Source organism: Larkinella sp. C7, assembly GCF_006149005.1.
GTDB lineage: Bacteria > Bacteroidota > Bacteroidia > Cytophagales > Spirosomataceae > Larkinella.
Window position 1 is genome coordinate 1 of sequence record NZ_VBSL01000220.1, and the last position, 368, is coordinate 368.

The window sequence follows — 368 nt, forward strand, 5'->3', positions numbered from 1 at the left end:
TATAGGCCTTGAGAAAGGCTAGATTTTTCTGAATTTCACTAAAATCAAAATTAGACTTAATCAGGAGCTGGTCAAAGACCCCTTTGCTAAAGACAAGGCCCTCCTGGTGAGCCAACTTTTGAAAATGGGTCCGCAACTCAGCTTCCTTGAGTTGACTGGCTTCAAAGAACTTCGCTTCTCTTTTGACTAACTTAACCAGTCGGCGTTTGCCATCTAATTTGCCAGGAGCAAAGATAACCAACCGAGTCGTCTCCACCGGATTGGTCAGATAGGCTTCTAAGCTCTTGGCCTCCTTATCGTCTAAATAAGACTTCTTGGCCGTTGTCAGGTCCAAAAGATTATCAAAAATCACTACCTTCTCGTCTGAG

The 368-nt window shown here is 43.8% G+C and carries 1 protein-coding gene; it reads right to left on the minus strand.

Features of this window, described 5'->3' with window-relative positions; translation table 11 throughout:
• Positions 1–368, minus strand: a 368-nt coding sequence (locus FH871_RS35180; protein WP_212768421.1) for a hypothetical protein, incomplete at both ends; no start/stop codon positions are given.